The 20,929-nt window shown below is 64.7% G+C and carries 22 protein-coding genes; 9 read left to right on the top strand and 13 right to left on the bottom strand.

What is annotated here, in order from left to right; translation table 11 throughout:
- Positions 1–29: 29 nt before the first annotated feature.
- The 5 genes from P6U29_RS22460 to P6U29_RS22440 form a co-directional block, all read right to left on the bottom strand.
- A complete protein-coding gene (locus P6U29_RS22460) occupies positions 30–443 on the bottom strand; it encodes a cupin domain-containing protein (RefSeq protein WP_407112325.1) in 414 nt (137 codons plus the stop codon).
- 50 nt (positions 444–493) lie between these two features.
- On the bottom strand, positions 494–1,237 hold the full coding sequence (locus P6U29_RS22455) for an SDR family oxidoreductase (RefSeq protein WP_407112324.1): 744 nt from the start codon (positions 1,235–1,237) through the stop codon (positions 494–496).
- Between the two features lie 208 nt (positions 1,238–1,445).
- Entirely contained in the window at positions 1,446–2,678 is a 1,233-nt protein-coding gene (locus P6U29_RS22450) for an HlyD family secretion protein (protein ID WP_407112323.1), read from the bottom strand.
- Complete coding sequence (locus tag P6U29_RS22445; protein ID WP_407112322.1) at positions 2,671–3,114, bottom strand: hypothetical protein; 444 nt, start codon at positions 3,112–3,114, stop codon at positions 2,671–2,673. The genes P6U29_RS22450 and P6U29_RS22445 overlap by 8 nt, the downstream gene beginning before the upstream one ends.
- A 312-nt stretch (positions 3,115–3,426) precedes the next feature.
- Positions 3,427–4,500, bottom strand: coding sequence for a methyl-accepting chemotaxis protein (locus tag P6U29_RS22440; RefSeq protein ID WP_407112321.1), 1,074 nt, complete (start codon positions 4,498–4,500; stop codon positions 3,427–3,429).
- A 287-nt stretch (positions 4,501–4,787) separates the two neighbouring features.
- On the opposite strand from P6U29_RS22440, the gene recJ reads away from it, so the two are divergent.
- The 3 genes from recJ to P6U29_RS22425 all read left to right on the top strand — a co-directional run bounded on the left by recJ (position 4,788) and on the right by P6U29_RS22425 (position 8,371).
- Complete coding sequence (gene recJ / locus P6U29_RS22435) at positions 4,788–6,629, top strand: single-stranded-DNA-specific exonuclease RecJ (RefSeq protein ID WP_407112319.1); 1,842 nt, start codon at positions 4,788–4,790, stop codon at positions 6,627–6,629.
- Positions 6,630–6,666: 37 nt separating this feature from the next.
- Entirely contained in the window at positions 6,667–7,476 is an 810-nt protein-coding gene (locus P6U29_RS22430) for an SDR family NAD(P)-dependent oxidoreductase (protein ID WP_407112318.1), read from the top strand.
- 97 nt (positions 7,477–7,573) lie between these two features.
- Positions 7,574–8,371, top strand: coding sequence for an aldolase (locus tag P6U29_RS22425; RefSeq protein ID WP_407112317.1), 798 nt, complete (start codon positions 7,574–7,576; stop codon positions 8,369–8,371).
- A 107-nt stretch (positions 8,372–8,478) separates the two neighbouring features.
- Here the strand turns inward: P6U29_RS22425 and P6U29_RS22420 are convergent, their stop codons facing one another.
- Positions 8,479–9,708, bottom strand: coding sequence for a lytic murein transglycosylase (locus P6U29_RS22420; protein WP_407112316.1), 1,230 nt, complete (start codon positions 9,706–9,708; stop codon positions 8,479–8,481).
- Positions 9,709–9,974: 266 nt separating this feature from the next.
- Between P6U29_RS22420 and P6U29_RS22415 the strand changes: the two genes are divergently transcribed.
- Complete coding sequence (locus tag P6U29_RS22415; protein WP_407112315.1) at positions 9,975–10,226, top strand: hypothetical protein; 252 nt, start codon at positions 9,975–9,977, stop codon at positions 10,224–10,226.
- 23 nt (positions 10,227–10,249) lie between these two features.
- On the opposite strand, the gene P6U29_RS22410 is transcribed toward P6U29_RS22415, so the two are convergent.
- On the bottom strand, positions 10,250–10,780 hold the full coding sequence (locus tag P6U29_RS22410) for a MarR family winged helix-turn-helix transcriptional regulator (RefSeq protein ID WP_407112314.1): 531 nt from the start codon (positions 10,778–10,780) through the stop codon (positions 10,250–10,252).
- A 47-nt stretch (positions 10,781–10,827) separates the two neighbouring features.
- On the opposite strand from P6U29_RS22410, the gene P6U29_RS22405 reads away from it, so the two are divergent.
- Together P6U29_RS22405 and P6U29_RS22400 are read left to right on the top strand one after the other, a co-directional pair.
- Complete coding sequence (locus P6U29_RS22405) at positions 10,828–11,307, top strand: carboxymuconolactone decarboxylase family protein (protein WP_407112313.1); 480 nt, start codon at positions 10,828–10,830, stop codon at positions 11,305–11,307.
- A 21-nt stretch (positions 11,308–11,328) separates the two neighbouring features.
- Entirely contained in the window at positions 11,329–11,832 is a 504-nt protein-coding gene (locus tag P6U29_RS22400; protein WP_407112312.1) for a cupin domain-containing protein, read from the top strand.
- 29 nt (positions 11,833–11,861) lie between these two features.
- Here P6U29_RS22400 and P6U29_RS22395 read toward each other — a convergent pair whose 3' ends face one another.
- The 3 genes from P6U29_RS22395 to efp form a co-directional block, all read right to left on the bottom strand.
- On the bottom strand, positions 11,862–12,848 hold the full coding sequence (locus P6U29_RS22395; RefSeq protein ID WP_407112311.1) for a DUF808 domain-containing protein: 987 nt from the start codon (positions 12,846–12,848) through the stop codon (positions 11,862–11,864).
- Between the two features lie 75 nt (positions 12,849–12,923).
- Positions 12,924–14,525: a M23 family peptidase gene (locus P6U29_RS22390; protein WP_407112310.1), complete on the bottom strand. Its 1,602-nt coding sequence runs from the start codon at positions 14,523–14,525 to the stop codon at positions 12,924–12,926.
- A 45-nt stretch (positions 14,526–14,570) separates the two neighbouring features.
- Positions 14,571–15,137 carry an elongation factor P gene (efp, locus tag P6U29_RS22385; RefSeq protein ID WP_027572324.1) on the bottom strand — a complete coding sequence of 189 codons (567 nt, stop codon included), beginning with the start codon at positions 15,135–15,137 and terminating at the stop codon, positions 14,571–14,573.
- Positions 15,138–15,299: 162 nt separating this feature from the next.
- Here efp and epmA point away from each other — a divergent pair, with 162 nt between their 5' ends.
- Genes epmA through P6U29_RS22370 form a run of 3 tightly spaced genes read left to right on the top strand, consistent with a single transcriptional unit; the run spans position 15,300 to position 17,741 of the window.
- On the top strand, positions 15,300–16,352 hold the full coding sequence (gene epmA, locus P6U29_RS22380; protein WP_407112309.1) for an EF-P lysine aminoacylase EpmA: 1,053 nt from the start codon (positions 15,300–15,302) through the stop codon (positions 16,350–16,352).
- Positions 16,349–17,443, top strand: coding sequence for a lysine-2,3-aminomutase-like protein (locus P6U29_RS22375; protein ID WP_407112308.1), 1,095 nt, complete (start codon positions 16,349–16,351; stop codon positions 17,441–17,443). The genes epmA and P6U29_RS22375 overlap by 4 nt, the downstream gene beginning before the upstream one ends.
- 43 nt (positions 17,444–17,486) lie before the next feature.
- The gene (locus tag P6U29_RS22370) at positions 17,487–17,741 is read left to right on the top strand and encodes a hypothetical protein (RefSeq protein WP_407112307.1); all 255 of its coding nucleotides are present in this window, start codon (positions 17,487–17,489) and stop codon (positions 17,739–17,741) included.
- 62 nt (positions 17,742–17,803) lie between these two features.
- Here the strand turns inward: P6U29_RS22370 and P6U29_RS22365 are convergent, their stop codons facing one another.
- The 3 genes from P6U29_RS22365 to P6U29_RS22355 form a co-directional block, all read right to left on the bottom strand.
- A complete protein-coding gene (locus tag P6U29_RS22365) occupies positions 17,804–18,889 on the bottom strand; it encodes a 3-deoxy-7-phosphoheptulonate synthase (protein ID WP_407112306.1) in 1,086 nt (361 codons plus the stop codon).
- A gap of 235 nt (positions 18,890–19,124) precedes the next feature.
- Complete coding sequence (locus tag P6U29_RS22360) at positions 19,125–19,703, bottom strand: HdeD family acid-resistance protein (protein ID WP_407112305.1); 579 nt, start codon at positions 19,701–19,703, stop codon at positions 19,125–19,127.
- Between the two features lie 73 nt (positions 19,704–19,776).
- Complete coding sequence (locus P6U29_RS22355; protein ID WP_407112304.1) at positions 19,777–20,817, bottom strand: PrsW family intramembrane metalloprotease; 1,041 nt, start codon at positions 20,815–20,817, stop codon at positions 19,777–19,779.
- Between the last annotated feature and the right edge of the window lie 112 nt (positions 20,818–20,929).

Genomic DNA, 20,929 nt, shown 5'->3' with positions numbered 1-20,929 from the left:
GTGCAGTAACGTCGCCTGCTGGCCCAGCGCTACTTGATCGGCGTCGTCAGCTCCTTGTCGGCTGTATCCACCACGAACACGGCTAGCAGCTTCGCAGGCTCGCTATCGCTGGCATTGGCGCTGACGGCATGGCGATCGCCGGGCTTTTCAAAGAAGTTCTCTCCCTTGCGAAAGACTTTTGCGGGGCCGTCATTGACCTGGCTGCGGATCGCGCCTTCCAGGACCGTGGCATAGATGAAGGCGGAGGGCGCGTGGATGTGGGCGGGCGAGGAGCCTCCGGGACCATACTCGACCAGAACGCCCTTCATGCTCTTGCCCGGGACGTTCGGCAGCGCCTGGTCGAACACGACCGTTACTTTCGCCGATGGGGCTGCCGGCTCGGCCGCATGGGCCGTTAGGACAGACGCGGCATAAACCGCCGTTGCGATCAAAAATCTGCGCATTGGATTTCCTTCATTGCGAAAGCTGGAGTGAGGGCAGGACCGCCGGAGCCTCAGAGGCTCGCGAGCCATGTTGCGAGCGGTGTCGTGCCGAGCCGCGCCTCGCCGAGCGGGTTCAGCGATGTGTCGTCGATAGGGGCGCCGTAATACAGCGCCTTCGGATCTCCGATCACGGGACGTGTGTCGCCGGACGCCTTCAGGCGGCGTGCGATGAATTCATTGAAGGGGGCCTTCTCAGGGCCAGCGATATCGATCGTGCCGTTGAGCGGCCGGCCGGTTGCGACCTCCGCGAGGCGATCGACGACATCATCGGCCGCGATCGGCTGAAACTGAGCCGTGGGAACGACGATCTTTCCGTCGATCACGCCGGTGTCGGCGATGGCTCCGAGGAATTCGAAGAACTGGGTGGCGCGCACGATCGAGTAGGGGACCGAGGCGGACTTGATGATGGTTTCCTGCGCCACCTTGGCACGGAAATAGGCGTTGTCGGGCGAGCGGTCGGTGCCGACGATCGAGAGCGCCACGTGATGTTTCACGTCTGCTGCGGCCTCGGCCGCGACGAGATTCTTGCTCGAACGCTGGAAGAAATCGAGCACGGCGGCCGGCTCCCAGGACGGAGCGTTGGCGACGTCGACGACGACGTCAGCACCGGCCAGAGCGGCCGCGAGGCCTTCGCCGGTCACGGCGTTCACGCCGGATTTCGGCGAGGCTGCCACGGTGTCGTGGCCTTGCTGCTTGAGCTTCGCCACAAGTCTTGATCCGATCAATCCGGTCCCGCCGATCACGACGATCTTCATGGCATGTCTCCTCGTTATTTCGGAGCGCGAGATGATGCAGGCCAATTCCAGCTCTCGCGCCTACGCCATCAACGATCCGAACCATGTGTTACCCGAGCAATCAGGCAGGCTCTTGTCTGAAACGAGCCTGCCTTGCCGAAAAATGCTTCAGAGAGATCGTTGCGACACGACACAATTGGTCAGGGATCTTCCCCTGAATCTCAGTGGATCAGTGGCCGCTCAGCACCAGTGTCTTGATCGGCAACAGCAACGCTTGAATGCGCAACAGAAGGGCATGCACGAGCCCCGTGGCATCGACGACGTGCAGGGCAAATCCCTTGAGCGCGCCGGTCTTCGGGTCGGCGATCGCGTCGTGGTTGCTCGTATAGGCGTTCACGATGCAGGTCGAGCCTGGCGTGACGCCCTCGAGCCCGCCCTTGTAGAGCGGTTCCAGAAACGCCAGGATCGTGCCCGGCTGCCGCAGATTTTGCGGGTCGACGAGTTGTTCGCCCGAGCGGAATTGCCCGGCGGCGATGTAGTCCTGCACGCCTGTGACCACGAGCGGAATGATCACCCAGGGCTTCGAGATGCAGGTCGCCTCCGCAAGCATGCCAGGGCGCATGACCTGAGCTTCGATCTGGCCGAAGCCGGCCTGCAACGCGCGCCGGCCGGCCCCCTCCGGAATCAAGAGGCCGGCCGGCCGCATCATCTGGTTGACGACATCGCCTGGACGCAGAAGAAATTGCTCAACCCGTCCATCGACACCGGCCCGAACGAAGGTCTTGTCGAGATCGACCTGCGCCTCTGCCATCGCCGCCTCGGCGCTCGCCTTCTCGGCCGGCAGCAGCGTGGAGACCCGCAGCGCCGAAGCCTCCCTGGCGGCACTCGCGGAATCGATGCCCGCCTGCCGCTGATCGACCGTAACCTGGAGCTTTTCGATATCGCGCTGCGGCACGATCCCGGGATTGCGACGCTGCAATTCGCTCTTGGTGTCGAGCTCGTCCCTGGCTTGCTGCCAGGCCGCCTTCGCTTCCCCGATCTGGGCCTCCGCCTTGACCACATCGGCCCGTGCGCTGATCATCGAAGCATCGACTTCGGCGACCTTTCGCTTTGCCGTCTCGAGCCCCGCCTGCTGCTTGGTGCTGTCCAGCCGGAAGAGGACGTCGCCCTTCTTCACAGGCGCGCTGTAATCGACGTTGACCTGGGCGACACGGCCGGCCACTTCGGGCAGGATCGGCACGGTGCGGAAATAGAGCGCTGCGGACGTGGTCGACGGATGATAGTAGAAGATCATGGTGATCAGCGCGACGGTCAGCATCAGGCAGCCAGTGATGCCCCACCTCAGCTCATACCAGACCGAGTAGAGTGTGATCTCCTTGCCGAACCGCTTGTTCTGCCGATAGCGGCGATAGAGGTAGTCTGGCAGGATCGTCACGAGCGAGCAGAGCAGGAGCTCAAGCATGACCTTGATCTCCCTCGATCGGCGCGTCCTTGGGCCCGAAATTGCCGGTCGGCCCGGCTTCGGATTCCAATTGAGGCGTCTGCGGCGCTGCATCGGCGATGCGCTCCACTGAGCCGGCGATGGTGCGCAGCGGCGTCGAGAAGTCCGGCAGGTCGATCATCGCGAGCAGGAGACCCGCAATCCAGAAGATGTGCATGTGTGTGAACAGCGAGATGAGGCCGAGCACGGCGACGATCTCGAATTGCAGCTTCTGCGACTTGTGCGCGATGCGCTCCGGAAGGCTGTGCAGCTTCCAATAGAGCGTGCCCACCCACAGCACGATCACGATGAGGAAAATGGCCATGACGACCATCAGGGCGTCCGACCCGTCAGGCCCAGGCACGAAGAACGGCAGATGGTGAGGCGCTGCCGGATGCATTTGTTCGCTCAAGCTCATTCTCCCTGCCAGAAGAAGCCTGAGAGCCCGCGGCGAGGCTCGTACGTTGACCAGCATAGTTCCCCAACACGGGAACTGGAGCAAGGACTGCGTTGAGATGGCGTTGCGTTCGGCGTGTGCTTAGATCGCGTTATCGGACACGGACAACTGTGCCGCGTTGGGACCCTTGGCGATCGTTAGCAGATTGCGCCCGTTTTGCCCGACGCGTCAAAGGCGATCCGACCGACGAAAAACGCTAGAGAAAACAATCCCATGGCTACTGTGCATGGGGTTGTTTTACGGTTTTTGACCGGACGGGCGGACCTGCTCGCCTCACGCGCAGATGATCACGCCGTACCAGCCGAGCCCGCGATAGGTCTCGTAGCCCGGGGTCGCATGGAACGCGACCAGAGTACCCGTACGTTCGTGATAGAAGCCGGAGCGCTGGCCGTTCAGCGAGATCGAGATGCGCTCGCTGAGGATGCCCTGGCCGTCGGAGGCCGCGATCACGCGTAAATTTGAGTCGACCAGCAGCACACGCGCCTTGTCGCTGTCGCCGACGCGCACACCTTGCACGATGGCGCGGGCCTGTGGCTCCCAGTCGAAATGGATGGCGAGCACGCCGATCGGCGCGCCGTTGGCCTGGCCGCCGGCACGGACGCTGGCGCAATAGGTCGCGACCTGCGCATTGCCGAGCAGCGGCTGGTTCTCGACGTCGCCGGCGACATAATCGTCGCCGGAGCGCAAGGATCGCGCCTCGCGAAACCATTTGGTGTGAGCGACATTCTGGCCGACGACACGGAAGCGATCAGCCCGGCCGTTGGCGATGACGTTGCCATCGAGGTCGCAGAGCCAGAGATCGAGATAGACGGTGTAGGCCCCCAGGATCACGCCCAGCCGCTGCGAGGCATGGGAGATGGCCGCCGCGCCAGGCGAGGCTGCGCAATCGACGACGGCGGAGTCGGTCGCCCACCAGCGCACGTCGCAGGTGCGTTCATAGAGATTGCGGTCGATCAGCTCGATCGCGTTGAGCGACAGGTCGACCATCCGCTCGCCGCGGGAGCGCTGGCTCATGCGCTCGATCGAGGCGACGAGATCGCCCGTGCGTTTGGTCAATTGGGTTTCGAGCTCGCGGGCGATGGTCTCGACCTGCTGGCCGACGCCGCGCACCTCCTGCGCCACTACTGCAAAGCCCGCGCCTTGCGCGCCGGCGCGCGAGCTCTCGATCAGCGCGTTCAGCGCCAGCATCTTCATCTGGTTGGTGATCTGCTGGATCGACTTGGTCTTGTCGACCGCGATCTGGTTGACCTCCGCAGTGAGGCGGTTGATCAGCGCGGAGATGTCGGAATCATCGTCCGTAGGTTCGGTGGCGATCGGCTTGGCCTTCAGACCCAGCACAGCAGACATCGGGGACTTCCCTTGGCAATGAGATCTGATCTGCAATGAACCCGGAACAACAACTTACAGATCGAATACGATTCCTTTTCGAGGATTCCGCCTAACGCCTGCTTAATTTGCTGTTCGGCGAAATGCCTAAATGGTAGTCACTCCGGCCGGTCGGGCAGCCATCCACCGCTTTGTGTGTCCGGGCCGTTGCAAATCCGGGCCGATTGCCGGCCAATCCCCTGAAGCCAGTGACCGTGCGTTCGCGTGATCGCCTGGACCTTCGAGTTCCCCACAACCTGCCTCCTGTCATGACGCCACCCGCCACCGCCTTGCCCATCGAAGCGCCCCAGGCTTTCCTGGGCGTGGCGCGCTCGCTCACAGACAAGCTCTGGCGTGACCGGCTGGACGGGCGCGGGGCGGCCCAGGCGCTCGCCATCGTGCAACGGCACCAGCTGCCGGAGCTGCTGGCGCGGGTGCTGGCCGGCCGCGGCATTGATATCGACGCGGTGCCCGACTTTCTCGATCCGACCATCCGAAAGCTGCTGCCGGACCCGTTCACGGTGACGGAGATGGAGGCCGCCGCCAAGCGGATCGCTGATGCGGCGGCGAAAGGCGAGAAGGTCGCGATCTTCGGTGATTACGACGTCGACGGGGCGACCTCGGCGGCGCTGCTCGCCTGGCACCTGCGTCATTGCGGTCTCGATCCGCTGATCCACATTCCCGATCGAATATTCGAAGGCTACGGCCCGAACATCGAGGCGGTGCGGGCGCTCGCCGCGAAGGGCGCGACGCTGCTCGTCACCGTCGATTGCGGCACCACCAGCATCGAGCCGCTGGCCGAGGCCAAGCGCCTCGGCATGTCGGTGGTGGTGATCGACCACCACCAATGCGGCCTTGATCTTCCCGAGGTCGATGCCCTGGTCAATCCGAACCGCCCTGACGATCTTTCGGGCCTTGGCCATCTCGCCGCCGTAGGCCTCGTGCTGGTGACGCTGGTCGCGGTCAATCGCGAGCTGCGTCAGCGCGGCTTCTGGACCAGCGAGATGCCCGAGCCCGATCTGCTCGGCATGTTGCATCATGTTGCGCTCGGCACGGTCGCCGACGTGGCGCCGCTGATCGGCCTCAACCGCGCCTTCGTGGCCAAGGGGCTGATCGCGATGCGACGGCGCGACCATATCGGCCATACCGCGCTGATGGACGTCGCACGGCTCAACGGCCCGCCGGAGGCCTGGCATCTCGGCTTCATGCTGGGACCGCGCGTCAATGCCGGCGGCCGCATCGGGCGCGCCGATCTCGGCGTGCGGCTGCTGCTCGAAGCCGACAGCGTCGAGGCGGCGCGGATCGCGGCCGAGCTCGACCGGCTCAACAACGAGCGCCGCGTGATCGAGCAGGCGGCGGAAGCGCAGGCCGAGGCCGAGGCACTGGCCTCGATTGGTCTGGAAGACAAGCTCGGCGTCATCGTCACGGCGTCCGAAGGCTGGCATCCCGGCGTGGTCGGCCTCGTCGCCTCGCGTCTCAAGGAGAAATTCTCGCGGCCCGCCTTCGCCATCGCGCTCGAGCCCGGCGGCATCGGCACCGGCTCGGGCCGCTCGATCGCCGGCGTCGATCTTGGCAAGGCGGTGCGGCAGGCGGTTGCTGACGGCATTCTGCTCAAGGGCGGCGGCCACGCGATGGCCGCGGGCGTGACGTTGCGGAAGGAAAAGCTCGCCGAATTCCGCGCCTATCTCGAGAGTGCGCTGGCGCAGGACGTCGCCGAGGCGCGCCACGTCAACGAGCTCTATATCGACGGCGCGGTCTCCGCGCGTGCGGTGACGCCGGAGCTGGCGACGACGCTCAATCGCGCCGGTCCCTTCGGCAGCGGCAATGCGGAGCCGGTGCTGGCGCTTCCGGCGCATCAACTCGTGTTTGCCGACGAGGTGGGGCAAGCGCATCTGCGCCTGCGTTTCAAGGCGGGCGACGGCGCCATCGTCAATGGCATCGCATTCCGTTCGGTCGGCCAGAAGCTCGGCAATGCTCTGCTCGCCAATCGTGGCCAGCAGATGCATGTCGCGGGCTCGCTCTCGGTCGATCGCTACCAGGGCGCCGAGCGTGTGCAATTCCGCGTCGCCGACGTCGCGCTACCGGACCAGGGGCCATCCGTGATTAGATAACAACGGCCTCGAACAACAAAAAAGAAAGGGAGTGAACATGGCAGGGCAGGTTGAGGGCAAGATCGCGCTGGTGACAGGCGGCGCCTCGGGCATTGGCGAGGCCATCGTCGAGCTGTTCGCGCGCGAGGGCGCAACGGTCGTCATCACCGACATTGACGAGCTGCGAGGCCCCGAGCTCACGACGCGCATCACCAAGACAGGCGGCAAGGCGATCTTCCTAGTGCAGGATGTCACCAGTGAGGAGCGCTGGATCGAGGTCGTTGCCGAGATCGCAAAGCGCTATGGCCGGCTCGACGTGCTCGTCTCCAATGCCGGCATCGGCATCTCCGTGCCATCGATCGTCGACATGACGCTCGCTGACTGGCGCAAGCAGAATGCGATCAATCTCGACGGCGTGTTTCTCTCCGTGAAGCATAGCCTGCCCTTGATGCGCAAAACCGGCGGCGGCTCGATCGTCATGATGTCCTCGCTGGCGGGCCTGCGCGGCGCGCCGGGGTTATCGGCCTATTCGGCGACAAAAGGCGGCGTGCGGCTGTTCGCCAAGTCGATCGCGATGGAGTGCGCGGCGGCGGGCGATGGCATCCGCGTCAACTCTGTTCACCCCGGCATCATCGATACGCCGATCTGGGGCAAGATCCCGACGGGGGCGACCGGCGCCGGTCAGAACGCTCCGATCGATCCGGAGGAGCGCGCGCGGGTCGTCACGCCGCTCGGCCGTGCCGGCCAGGCCGCGGAGATCGCCTCCGGCGTGCTGTATCTCGCCTCCGATGCTTCGCGCTATGTCACCGGCAGCGAGCTCGTCATCGATGGCGGCATGAACGCGGGCGGTGTGCCACGGCGGGCCTGAGGCGCGCAGGGCAGGGTAGCGGTCGCAGGGGCTGACGCGCAGGCGCGGTCCCTGTACAACTCGGAGCAGCTCCCGACCGACAGAGGTGTTCTTCGCCATGGCGCACAGCCTTCACGCTTCTTCACCCGCGCCCGCGCCATTCCGTTCCAACCGGCCGGACCTCGCCACCAACGCGATCCGCACCGCGCGTGAGGATCTCGCCGCCTGCTTCCGCATGGCCGCGCGCAACGGCTTTGAAGAAGGCATCTGCAACCACTTCTCGGCCGTCGTGCCTGGTCATGACGATCTCTTCCTCGTCAATCCCTATGGCTACGCCTTCCGCGAGCTGACCGCGTCAAAGCTCCTGATCTGCGACTTCCACGGCAACGTGCTCGACGGAGAGGGCGTACCCGAGGCGACCGCCTTCTACATCCATGCCGAGATGCACAAGCGCCTGCCGCGCGCCAAGGTCGCCTTCCACACCCACATGCCCTATGCCACCGCGCTGTCAATGACCGAGGGCGAGCCTCTGATCTGGGCTGGCCAGACCGCGCTGAAATTCGACGGCCGCACTGCGGTCGATCGCGATTACAACGGCCTCGCGCTCGACAACCGTGAGGGGGCGCGCATCGCCTCCGCCGTCGGCGATGCCGACATCGTCTTCATGAAGCATCACTGCGTGATGGTGCTGGCCCCGACCATCGCGGAAGCCTGGGACGATCTCTATTACCTCGAGCGCGCCGCCGAGGTGCAGGTGCTGGCGATGTCGACGGGACGCAAGGTGCTGCCGGTCGATCCAGCGATTGCGGCCGCGACCTACAGGCAGATGCGCGAGGGCGATTCCGAATCCGCGCGGCTGCATCTCGCCGCCATCCGCCGCCAGCTCGATGCGGAAGAGCCGCAATACAGGCACTGAATGTAGGATGTCATTCCGGGGCGAGGCAAAGCCTCGAACCCGGAATCCAGGGATTGTAGCGCGAGATTCCGGGTTCTCGCTACGCGAGCCCCGGAATGACAGGGTACCTACGACCCCTGCCGCAGCTTCGCCAGCACCTTCAGCCCACCATAGCCGTCGGCTGGCGTGATCCCGGCGCGCTGCTGAAAATCCTTGACCGCCTTCATCGTGTCGTTGCCGACGCGCCCGTCGGTGCCGCCGGTATCGAAGCCGGCCTTGGTCAGGCGCGTCTGCATCTCCTGCACCTCGGCGAGTGTCAGCGCGCGCTCTGAGCCGGGGAAGGGCTGGATGAAGGGTGGGGCTCCCAGGCAGCGGTCGCCGAGATGGCAGATCGCCAGCGCATAATTCATGGAAGGGTTGTAGCTCTTCACTGAGTAGAAATTTGGTCCCAGCAGGAAAGTCGGCCCGCCCGCAACAGGCGTCCACATCTGCGCGGATGCGTTCGGCTGCGGAAACGGCTGGCCATCGGCGCGGGTGACGCCGGCCGCCTGCCACGCCGCGTAGGTGCGGCTTCCGCTCATATTGCCGGGCGCGCGCACCTCATAGCCCCAATGCTCGCCGCGATGCCATTTGCCGCGGTTGACGAGATATTTTGCGGTCGAGCCCAGCGCATCGTCGGGCTTGCCGAACGGGGAGACCTTGCCGTCGCCGTCATAGTCGATGCCGACATTGAGCCAGACCTCCGGCATCCATTGCGAATGCCCCATCGCGCCAGCCCAGGATCCCCGCATCTCCTCCGGCGTGCTCCAGCCCTTGTCGACGATACGCAGCGCGTTGATGAGCTCGGTCTCCCAATAGGCCTTGCGGCGCGGCTCGTTCCAGGCGAGCGCAGCGAGCGAGGGAAACACCGGCCTCATGTGATTCTGCTGCACCAGGGGATCGCCATAGGCGGACTCGACGCCCCACAGCGCCAACAGAGTGCCGCGCTCGACGCCGAAATCGCGCTCGATGCGGGCGAGCAAAGCCTCGTTGTTCTTCAGCGCGATCTTGCCGTTGATGATGCGCCAGTCCGAGACGCGGCGGTTGATATATTGCCAGACCTGCTCGTGGAATTCGGGCTGGTTGCGCATCTGCTTGAACACGCTCATGTCCGGCTCGACCCGTCCCATCGCGTGCTGCCATGTCGCGGCGGAAATACCTTTCGCCATCGCGCGTGCGCGAAAGCTCTCGCGCCATTCGTCGAAGCCGGGAGGCGAGGCGAGAGCGTACGGCGGGAGTCCAAGCAAACCGGCTGCACCAAGCGTCGACTGGAGCAGGGCGCGGCGCGTGTAACGGGGTGAGGAATCAGCGTGCTTCATGGGCACATTCTAGCCGGAAACATGGCCCGTGTGAGTCGATTCATGGAACAGCAGCGACGCGTGAATCCTGCCCGATTGCGCTGGCCGTTCCCACCGGAACAAGTGTCGCACTCCCGCATTCCCCCAACATTGGGGAAGGAGGAGAAGATGAGGACTGTCGCAGCAAAACCGTCATTCATGACAACAACGACTGACGGAAGAGGTCCGCGGCCGCGTGCGGGGTCCATCTTCCGTATGCAGTCTGTTCATCGAAAACTCGGGGTGCAATGAAGATACGCACGCATGCGGAAAGCCATGTCGTCGAACTCGACGACGGATCGCAATGGAAGATCTTTCCCGGCGACCTCGCGACCACGTTGAGCTGGAGGCCCGAAACCGATTTGCGTCTCGAGCAGAGCGGTGAGCGGATGAGTTCGCACGTGCTGGTGAATACCGCCGACCAAAGCCGCGTGAGGGTGATCGCGGTCGACGAGGCCTGGCCGGACGGCGAGGTCAAGGATGCCTTGAAGGGCGGGTAGCATCCTTTGGGCGCGAAGATCGCCTAACCCTCCTGCAACTCGGCCGCGATGCCGGCGAGCCAGCGGCGGATCGCAGTTTCCGCCTTGATATCCAAATCCCGAGCGAGGCGCTTCTCCAATTCGAGCACACGTTGTCGGCACGCTTTCAAGAGAGTCGCGCCGCGCGGTGTCAGCGTCCACTGCTGGATTCGGCCGTGGACCGGATGAGGCGTCATCGCGATCGCACCATCGCGTTCGAGATTGCGGATGATGACGCCCACCGTCTGGGGCGTCAGGAAGGTGAGGCGGGCGACATCGGCCCCCGAGAGGCCCGGATAGGCGTTAAGCATCGTCAGCACCGCGAATTGCGGTGAGGTCACGCCGAGATCGGCGAGGGTGCGCTCCATCTTCAACCGGACCGCGGCGTGGGCCTGGCGCAGAAGATAGCCGAGATAACCTTGCTCGCCGCGCTTGCCTTCGCCGGGCGCGGGAATGTGCACGGCGCCGCCGGCGGCAGGAGTAGGCATCTTGCGGGCGGTTTTCGATCTTGCGGTGGCAGCGGTCTTGCGTGACATGTCAGAACTCTGATAATGTGTAATATAATAAGACGAGGTGAATCGCAATGTCGCACGCCCGCAGCGAGTATGAGGATTTCAAGAACATCGCGCCCGATGTGTATGATCTGGTGCTGACGCTGGGCCAGCTTGCGGCCAAGGCCGGCCTCGACAAGCAGCTGCTCGAACTGGTCAAGCTGCGCGCCTCGCAGATCAACGGCTGCGCCTTCTGCGTGCAGCACCATGTCCTGCTGTCGGAACGGATCGGCGTTCCCGTCGACAAGCTCCACCTGGTCGCGGTCTGGCGCGAGGCGCCGATCTTTTCGCCGCGCGAGCGTGCCGCGCTGGCCTGGGCCGAGGCGCTGACGTGTCTGCCCGACGGTGTCAGCGAGGAGGTCTACGCCGAAGCCTCTGGGGAATTCTCCGAGACTGAACTGACGTACCTGACGTCGGCGGTTGCCTCGATCAACGTCTGGAACAGGTTTGGCGCGGCGTTTCGCTGGACGCCTGCAAAGCGGCCGGTCGCAGCCGCCGCCGCTGCATCCTGATGGAGACAAGGGGAGATCACGATGACAGCCATGAGCTTTTCTGCCGTGCAGCTTCCGGCGCCGTCACGTTCGGCGGTGCTTGCCGTCATCGCAGGGCTCGCCTGCGCGCTTGCGATCGGCAGAGCGCTGCCGGTGACGATGGACACCGTCTCGGGCGTGCTGACCCCGCTTTGCGCCACGGCGGCGGAGAGTTCGCCGCTCGACAAGGTCGAGCCGATCGGCTCCTACGCTCTGCCGAACGTCCCGGGCAAGCGCGTGACCATCGTGCGCGTGTCTTATGGTCCGGGCGGGTTTTCGCGGCCGCATCGTCACGCGGGTTCGGTGACGGCCTACATCACCAAGGGCGAGATCCGCTCGCAGCTCGGCGGTGGCCCGGTCGAGACGTTCGGCGTCGGCCAGTCCTTCTTCGAGCCGCCGGGCTCGACACATCTCGTCTCGGCCAATGCCAGCGCGACCGAGCCTGCGGAGTTGATCGCAGTGTTCGTGGCCGATGAGGGCGCGCAGCTCACGACATTCTTGGAGTAGCTGGCAGTCGTAGTTCGCAACCGCAGCGTTCAAGCCGACGGCGATCGCCTCAGCCGCTTCCATGCCGGCGCGAGACCGTATTCGACTGCCGGAATCGCAAGTGCGCCGACAAGCAGTCCAAGCGCGCCCGAGATGGCTGCCTCGACAGACCATTCGATGATGCCGGCAACCGATGGAAGGACATGTGCGGTAGCCTCGGTTGCGGCATGGACTGCGCGGCCGATCGCGGGCGGGCCGTATTTTTCGATGCCGTGCAGGATGATGCCGCCGCCGACCCAGATCATCGCGGCGGTGCCGATGCTGCTCAGCACCGCCAGGAAGTAAGGCATGCCGCGGACGAGCGCGCGTCCGAGCAAGCGGATCGCGCCGCCAATGACAGAGGCGCCGTCGTAGCGCGCAAGGGCCACGCCGAAATCGTCCGCCTTCACGATCAGGGCGACGACGCCATAGATCCCAACGGTGATAAAGAGGCCGACCAGCGCCAACACCAGCGCCTGCGTCCAGATGCTGCCCGCCGGGAGAGCCGCCAGCGTGATCGCCATGATCTCCGCCGACAGGATGAAATCCGTCTTGATGGCGCTCGCGACCTTCTCGTCCTCGACCGACCGGGCATTCAACGCAACCGGTTGGAGCTGAGCTTCGTGCTGATGCGCTTGATGCGGCAGCACGGCTTCGAGCACCTTTTCGGCGCCCTCGTAACAGAGAAACGCTCCGCCCAACATGAGCAGCGGCGTGACCGCGGCGGGAAGAAAATAGCCGAGCAGCAGGGCAACCGGCAGCAGAATCAGCAATTTATTGCGCAGCGATCCGACCGCGATTTTACCTACGATCGGCAGCTCGCGCTTGGAGGCAAAACCCATGACGTAGTTCGGCGTGACGGCCGCATCATCGATGACCACGCCAGCCGCCTTCGTGCCCGCCTTGGCAGCTTGGCTCGCTACATCGTCGAGCGAGGCTGCTGCCACCTTTGCAATCGCCGCGATATCGTCGAGGAGACCGATCAGTCCGACACTCATCACCCCTGTTCCTTCTTGGTTTGGGCCGGTGGTGTGTGCGACATTGCACCGCCCGGCATCGGAACGAGCAAGCCGTCAGTTCTCCTCGCCGCTCGATCCCTCGCGCAGGTCCGGCTTGAGCACGTCCTCGGGCAGCGCATGCGCCACAGGCTGCGGGGCTCCCGCAATGTCCGGCCCGACCTCGCGGCCGCGGGCGCGGATCAGGCGCTCATAGGCAGAGACTAGCGTGACGTAGGGGCTGACCCAGATCCAGCCGTCGCGGGTGAACACCTGGACGTCGAAATGCAGGTGCATCGACGTGCCGGCGGGATGGTCGAGATAGTTCGAGATCACGCCGATCTTCTCGCCTTCGGTGACGATGCGGCCATTGAGCACGCCATCAGCGTTCATCGTCTGCGGATTCATGTGCATGTAGCGGAAACGGATGTGCTCGGTGCGGCTGTTGACTTGAAGCGTCGCGGCCTGGTCCTTGGCTGCGCGGATCACGATCGCATCGCGTACGGCGACGACGCCGCGCTGCTTGGGATCGCAGGGGACGCGGCCTTCACCGGGCGGCGGGCAATCGGCGGCGCGGATGTCCTCGCCCTGGTGGCCGTAGCCTCCATCACATTGCCACACCTCGAAACTGCGCGACTCGCAGAAATTGTCGCGCCAGGGATAGGCGGTCAGACCTTCGCTCTTGTCGCGCTTGCCATAGGATTGCGAACGCACGAAGGCGGGCGCCTTCTCCAGCGGAAAGCGGATCTCGGCATAGGCGATTGTATCGGGATGGCCGCCCTGCTTGCGGTAGCCGGTGTTCGGGATGATGTCACCGCTCGGCCGGTAGCTGAAATCCGGCGAACGCGCTACGGGGCGATCGATGACGTTGGAGGCGATGTCCGTCAGTGGCCGCATGCGCTGGCCGCCTGCGACGCGCAGCGCCTTCAGGAAGCGCTCGGCAACCGGATAGGCTTCCTTGCAGGCGAGTCGCCGCGGCCTGGCGACGCTGTCGAGGCACTGGATCGACACCACATAGGCGCCCCCGAAACGGGTGAAGGCGTAGCGTACATAGCCTTCCCGGATGAACTTGCGCAGATCCGGGTAGATTGCCGCGAGCGGCTTGACTGGCTCGCCTTTGCCCCCTGAGCGATCGGCGACGTCGTAGACGAGCGCCGAGCCCGTGATCTGCACCTCGACGGGCCTTGCGAACACCCGGCTCGGCATGCCCTCGCCGGCGCCGGGCTCGAGCGAGAAGGTCGCGCTGTAGCCGGCAGGGCCGGCATCGAACATGTCGACGGGATTGAAGTCAGCCTGGTAGCGCGACAGCGCGAGCGTCGTCGGCGCGCCGCTGCGCTGCGCCTCGAGGTACGCGGCGGCATCGAACGGCAGCAGCACCGGCACGGGGCTTCGGGTAATGCCGGTGAAAAAGCGCGACGAGATCGCGTTGAGCTGCACCAGCGCGGGCATCGCGCGCGGATCGTAGCGCGGCACCGAACGACGGGGTGCGAAGATGAAGTCGCCCGCAATCTGGGGGCGGCTGTTGATCTCGATACGGAACTGGTCGAGCGCCGCGCGCCAGTCGACGCGCAGGGCCGTGAGCGAGGGGCTGCGGAATTCATCCGCAGCAAGCGGCGCGGCAATGAGGAGCGACAGCGACGCCAGAAGAAGCGAGACGAAGCGGAAAATCTCCCTGCCCACTGCCTCGCCCCCCGGCGGTACCTGTTCCGATCCTCGATTGCTCGCTTAGTCCTTGGCGCGCTCGGCGTAGGAGCCGTCTTCGGTCATCACCACCACGCGGGTGCCGACCGTGATGTGCGGCGGCACGGTGGTGCGCACGCCGTTGGAGAGAACCGCCGGCTTGTAGGAGGAGGAGGCGGTCTGGCCCTTGGTCACGGGCTCTGTCTCGACCACCTCCAGCGTCACGCGCTGCGGCAGCGCGATCGACACCGGATTGGTGTCGTGCATGGACAGCTTGACGGTCATGCTCTCCTGGAGATACGCGGCGGCGTCGCCGACGACGTCCTTGGAGACCTGGACCTGATCGTAGGTCTCGGGGTTCATGAAGTGGTAGCCGTCGCCATCTTCGTAGAGATAGGTGTAGTTACGCTCTTCGATCGTGGCCTTTTCGACCTGGTCGGTGGTCTTGTAGCGTTCGGAGATCTTTACCCCGTCCGAGATTCGGCGCATTTCGATCTGGCTGACCGGGGTGCCCTTGCCGGGATGGATGTTCTCGGCGCTCACAACGACATAAAGCTTGCCGTCTTGCTCGATCACGTTGCCCTTGCGAATAGAACTGGCGATGACTCTCAAAGCTGTATTTCCTGCTTGCTTGGCCCGGCACCAGCCAGGACGTGGTCAAATTGATGGGGGACTTGGGGCCTCAAATCGGACCTCGGCGCCCGTTTCGGGCCGCAACATACTGATTTTGCCGTTGGATGCCAGCATTTTGCTGTTCCAAGGGGCGATCGGTTAATGGCTGGGGACAAGCCGATTTCGCCGTTCTGGTCACCCTCGCGGCACCTCGACCGGCGGCCGTTCCTCCAGGCCAGGGGCGCTGTGACCGGAGCTTTGCGGGGCTTTTTCGCCGAACAGGGCTTCGTGGAGGTCGAAACCTCAGTCCTGCAGGTCTCCCCGGGCAATGAGACCCATCTACACGCCCCCCGGACCGAGATCATGCGGCCCGACGGCAGCCGGGCCAACCGATACCTGCGGACGTCGCCGGAATTCGCCTGCAAGAAGCTGCTGGCAGCAGGCGAGACGCGGATTTTCGAGTTTGCCCGGGTGTTCCGGGACCGCGAGCGAGGCGACCTGCATCTGCCCGAATTCACCATGCTGGAATGGTACCGGGCGGGCGCGCCCTATGATGCCATCATGGCCGATTGCGTCGTCGTGATCGCCCGCGCGGCGCAGGCGACCGGGATCGGGACCTTCTCCTTCCGCGGTCGGACCGCCGATCCCTTTGCCGAGCCGGAGCTCCTGACGGTCGCGGGCGCCTTCGAAGGGCTTGCTGGGATCGATCTGCTGTCGACAATTTCAGGCGGCGAGGGTAACCGTGCCGCGCTCGCTGCGGCGGCCGAGGCCAAGGTCCGTGTGGCCGAGGACGACACCTGGTCGGATATCTTCAGCAAGGTCCTAGTCGAGCATGTCGAGCCGCGTCTGGGGCAGGGGCGTTTGACCATTCTGTTTGAATACCCATCTCCAGAGGCGGCGCTGGCGCGGGTGAAGGCGGGCGATCCGAGGGTCGCCGAGCGTTTCGAGGTCTATGCGTGCGGCGTCGAGCTCGCCAACGGCTTTGGCGAACTGACCGATGCCGAGGAGCAGCGAAAACGCTTCACGGAATCGATGACGGAGAAGCAGCGCCGCTACGGCGAAGCCTATCCGCTCGACGAGGACTTTCTGGCTGCGGTTGCCGCAATGCCGGAGGCAAGTGGCATCGCACTCGGCTTCGACCGGCTGGTCATGCTGGCGAGCGGCGCAACACGAATTGATCAGGTGGTGTGGACACCGCCTGCGGATGAGAGATGACGAAAACGAATCTTGCACGCACTCTGCGCGAGCCTGCCGAGCTGGTGGCCGAAGGCTTGGCCCCGGCATCGGCGCTGCCGGCGCTCGAACGCGTTGCCGCGCGCTATGCCGTGGCGATCACGCCTGATCTGGTCGAGCTGATCGAGACGACCGATCCCGACGATCCCATCACGCGACAGTTCGTTCCGACCGCAGCCGAGCTGGACCTGACGCCGGGCGAGAACGCCGATCCGATCGGCGACCATCCGCATTCGCCGGTTCCCGGGATCGTGCACCGCTATCCCGACCGCGTGTTGTTCAAGCTCGTTCATGTCTGCGCGGTCTATTGCCGGTTCTGCTTCCGCCGCGAGATGGTGGGGCCCGGCAAGGAGAATGCGCTGTCGGACAGCGCCTATCGCGCGGCGATCGACTACATCCGCTCGCATGGCGAGATCTGGGAGGTGATCCTGACCGGCGGCGATCCGCTGATGCTGTCGCCGCGGCGGATGAGCGAGATCACGGCCGACCTCGCGGCAATCGATCACGTCAAGATCATCCGTCTTCACACCCGCGTGCCCGTGGCCGAACCCGCGCGCGTCAGCGAGCAGATGATTGCAGCACTGAAGGTCGAGGGAGCCACCACCTGGGTTGCGCTGCATGCCAACCATGCGCGGGAGCTGACCGGAACGGCGCGCGCCGCCTGCGCGCGTCTCGTCGACGCCGGCATTCCCATGGTGAGCCAGTCCGTGCTTTTGCGCGGCGTCAATGACAACATCGCCGCTCTTTCCGATTTGATGCGAGCTTTCGTCGAATGCCGGATTAAGCCCTATTACCTGCATCACGGTGATCTCGCCCCCGGCACCGTGCATTTGCGAACGACGCTGGCCGAGGGACAGGACTTGATGCGGCAGTTGCGCGGGCGGGTGTCAGGGCTGTGTCAGCCTGACTACGTCATCGATATTCCCGGCGGCGCCGGCAAATCACCGGTCGGACCGAATTATGTGTCAGTGGCACAAAATATCGCGGACGATGCGCGTGAAGCGGGAGCCGAAACGCGCTATCGTATCGTGGATTATTGCGGCGACGTTCATCTCTATCCGCCCGAAAGATGAGCGGGGCTGAAATGCGAGCCGGTTTGAGAATGGAGAAGCGGACATGAAAAAGATCATGCTGGCAGCATCGCTCGTGGTCTTGCTCGGCGGCGCTGCGGTTGCACAGACAGGCGGCTCCAAGGGATCGACATCCAGCGGCGCGACCCCGGGAACGGTGTTGCCGGCGCCCGTCGGCCATCGCCAGCCGCGCGCGGCCGATGTGCCGAGCGAGAAGAATCTGAGCAATCCGAGCACTCCCGCGAACAAGGAAGATGCGGAGCTCGATCGCAAGATCAAGAGCATCTGCCGCGGCTGCTGATCGCCTCACCTCTCTCCGCCGGGAAGAGGTGAGGAGCGAGCCAAACTTAGCCGCGTCATGTCTCAGGCCGAACGTTCGTGGCGTCCTGCGCGCCGGGTGTTGCGGCGAATCTCGACCGCGTCGGCGAGCTGCTCGAGCACCGTTGCCGTGGTCGCCCAGTCAATGCAGCCGTCGGTGATGCTCTGGCCGTAAGCGAGCGGCTTGCCCGGCGCCACGTCCTGACGGCCGGCGACGAGATTGCTCTCGATCATCACGCCCATGATGCGGCTCTCGCCGCCCGAGATCTGACCAGCGATATCGGCCATCACCAGCGGCTGGTTCTCCGGCTTCTTGCTCGAATTGGCATGGCTCGCATCGATCATCACCAGCGGGGCGACTCCGGATTTCGCCAGCTCGTTGCAGGCGGCCGCAACGCTTGCTGCGTCATAGTTCGGGTTGCTGCCGCCGCGCAGGATGATGTGGCAGTCCTCGTTGCCCGCGGTCGAGGCGATCGCCGAGCGGCCGAGCTTCGTCACCGCCATGAAATGATGCGGATGCGAGGCCGACTTCACCGCGTCCGCCGCGATCCGCACATTGCCGTCGGTGCCGTTCTTGAAGCCGACCGGGCACGACAGGCCCGAGGCCAGCTCGCGGTGGATCTGGCTCTCGGTCGTGCGCGCACCGATTGCGGCCCAGGAGACGAGGTCTGCGATGTATTGCGGCGTCGTCATATCAAGGAATTCGGTGCCCGCGGGCAGGCCGAGATTGTTCACCGCCGACAGCACGTTGCGCGCCAGCCGCAGGCCCTTGTTGATGTCGAAGCTGCCGTCGAGATCGGGGTCATTGATCAGACCCTTCCAGCCGACGGTGGTGCGCGGCTTCTCGAAATAGACCCGCATGACGATCTCGAGCTGGTCGGCAAGGTCTTCGCGCAGGCGTGCAACGCGCTCGGCGTAGTCGAGCGCGGCCTTGGGATCGTGCACCGAGCAGGGGCCGACCACAACCAGCAGGCGGTCGTCCTGGCCGCTCAGGATGGCGTGGATGGCGTTGCGGGCGGCCATCACCACGCGTGTTGCGGTGAGCGTACGCGGGACCTCCCGCATTACCTCTTCCGGCGTGCTCAGTTCTTTCAGTTCACGGATACGAAGATCATCGGTCGTGCTCAGCACGGCGGGCTCCTGTCTGTGGTGGAAACCTGCCGGCCAATAAAAAAGCCGCCAGGTCTGGCGGCTTGTTCGGACGTTTGCTGCAATGTGTCAGATTGAGCGCGATCCTCCCGCCGCCAGCGAGCTGTCGTAGCTAAAGTACCAAAAATAGCGGGTGGCGACGGTGATCATGATGGCCATATAGCGTGCCGCTGGCAGGTTGTCACCCCCAAAACGGCGCAGGACGCGATGATGCGTCTCAGGTGTTGCTCTTGCGCGCCGCCAGCGCCATGCCGATGAGGGTGGCGCCACCGAACAGCAGGTTGATACCGACGAGGATGCCGATTGCCCATTCTGCCGAGCTCGGCAGTCCCGTGATCACCATGAACGAGATCGCGATGTCGACGAGGCCCGAGATCAGGAGCCAGGACCAGCGGCTGCTCAATTCGCGGCGGTGCTCCAGCGCGTACATGATGGTGGCGACGCCCTCGGCGAGGAAATAGGCGCCGAGCACGATGGTCAGCGTCAGCACGGCCTGCATCGGCCGGGCCAGCAGCAGCATGCCGGTGAGCACGGCCAGCGCGGCCGAGATCAGCGACCACCAGAAGCCGGGCGTGCTGCGCGCCCAATAGGTCGCGATCAGTCCGCCGATGCCGCTGATCAGGAACATCCAGCCGAGGAATATCGCGGTCGCAAGACTCGCGAGCGGCGGGAGGATCAATGCGGCAACTCCGAGAACCACAAGCAGGATGCCTTCGAACAGGAAGGCCTTCCAATGCGCCTTGACCGCCTGGCTCATCGCGGATTGCAGTCGTGAAAATTCCCCGGGCGATGTCATGATGGCCTCGATCTCGTAAGCCGTCCATGCGGTCCAATCTAATAGGTGTGTACCGCGCTTGCCATCCCGCGCCTCAGCCACCGCCGGGCGCAGAGGAAAAACCTTCCGCGCTGGTGCGAATGCGGTTGCGGCCGAGAATGTAGATCGCCGTTGTGACAATCAGAAGCGCGAGGCCGAGCAGGATCGAGACGAAGCCAATCGGGATCAGCGCCAGCGTCAGGTTGCGCTCGGGGTTGATTAGCCAGTGATGGATCGAGGTCAGCACGAAGGCGAGCCCGACAAAGCCGATGCCGCCGCCGGAGAGCAGCAGCGCCCACATTCGCCGTAACTGGCTAAGCCGTTCGCGTGCCACATCAGTCCGCGGCGCATGGTGGCGCGCGGCGCGCCGGACCAGGCGGATGGCGAAGGCAATCGAGCTGAAGCCGATCAGGAGGCTCGCCGCGCCCAGCCACATGCGAAGCGTCGGATCCAGGTCGGGCATTCTTTGCAAGGTCAGCAGTGGGAAGTCGAAGGCCGAATGCAGCGCGAGCGGGCCGGCGAAGATCAACAGCCGGCTGGAAAGACGGGCCCAATCGCGATGGTGGCGGTTGGCGCCCAGTGCCGTGCCGGCGCGCGCGATCGTCAGGTAAGCGCCCGCAATGATGCCGAGCGCGCCGTGGAATGGCACGGTCAGCACGCTGCGCAGGGCGGCCAGCGAGCGCCACATCTCCGCGTGCTGGACCAGATAGGCGAGGTTCTCATAGGCGGCGAAGCCGAGGCCGACCGCGGCGCCATAGACCACGGTGTCCATCGGATTGGCAAAGGTCCGCCGCTTGGTCGAGGAGACCAGGACGATGGCGATCACCTTGACGGCCTCCTCCGGCAGCGCGACGCCGAAGATCGAATGCATGGCCAGCTCCGCCCAGGGGTCGTCGGGGGCGGCGACCATCTTGGCGAAGGGGGCGCGGGCGAGACCCAGCAGCGAAATGCTGGCTGCACCTAACAAGAACGCGGTCCAGACCTGGGCCGGCGGGCCGGGGCGCTCTTCTGCGGCAATGACAAGCCACAGCATTAGCAGCGCCGGGGCGATGGCGGCAGTTCCAAGGACGGTGGGGAGCGCTTCAATCAGGTACATCGGCGCCGAAAATAGGTTCCCTTGTTCCGCTTATCTACGTTCACCGATGCGACCATGTGTCATGCGCCGGCTGTCGGCTCGCTTAGCACGCGCGATAGCTTCCGTTCATCTG

The sequence above is a fragment of the Bradyrhizobium sp. LMG 9283 genome (assembly GCF_045571415.1).
Taxonomy (GTDB): domain Bacteria; phylum Pseudomonadota; class Alphaproteobacteria; order Rhizobiales; family Xanthobacteraceae; genus Bradyrhizobium.
Note: the sequence above shows the minus strand (reverse complement) of the source record. Positions and strands in the feature narration are given on the sequence as shown.